The following is a 579-nucleotide window of genomic DNA, read 5'->3' as shown; positions in this document are numbered from 1 at the left end:
CCTTTTTGCTGCGTATTCTTCCGCTAAATACTTACTCGCGGGGACTGTTTTTCCTACATTTGAGGGATCGCTATGTATTAGTATCAGACCATCTTTATTCATCACGTAGACATACCCGTATTCGGTCTTGCCCATATCAAGGATCTTTTTACTTAGAGCGTCGATCTGGATGTCAAAGCCGATAACACCCATAAATTTACCGTTTTTTGTGACCGGAGCGGCAAAGCTAACTACTTGGGCGTTATATGTAGCAGGTTTGTAAGGCTCGGTATAGATAGCTCCGTTTTTAGCTTTTGCATCCATATACCAGCCGCGTTTGCGAGGATCGTAGTTGTCTTTTTCAGGAGTTAGCCTAGTGTCGTCGGATTGATAAAAATATCCATCGTCTTCGCGACCGAAAAATACAAACGAAATCAAAGAATTTGCATTATACTTTTGAAATTTCAGCTGCGCCATATATGCGTCGCCGTCGTTATCGGTATTGCCTACGGCAGTAGCGATTTTTTTCGCGACCTCCATATAGTCTTTAAAAAACGAATCCGTGACCGCATCGACGTCTTTTAAAATTTGAGCCTGATT

General features: G+C 42.3%; 1 protein-coding gene. It reads right to left on the bottom strand.

Features of this window, described 5'->3' with window-relative positions; translation table 11 throughout:
• The coding region (locus H740_RS03760; RefSeq protein ID WP_002951445.1) for a cache domain-containing protein at positions 1-579 on the bottom strand (579 nt) is incomplete at both ends.

The sequence above is a fragment of the Campylobacter showae CC57C genome (assembly GCF_000344295.2).
In the GTDB taxonomy this organism is placed as follows: Bacteria; Campylobacterota; Campylobacteria; order Campylobacterales; family Campylobacteraceae; genus Campylobacter_A; species Campylobacter_A showae_B.
Note: the sequence above shows the minus strand (reverse complement) of the source record. Positions and strands in the feature narration are given on the sequence as shown.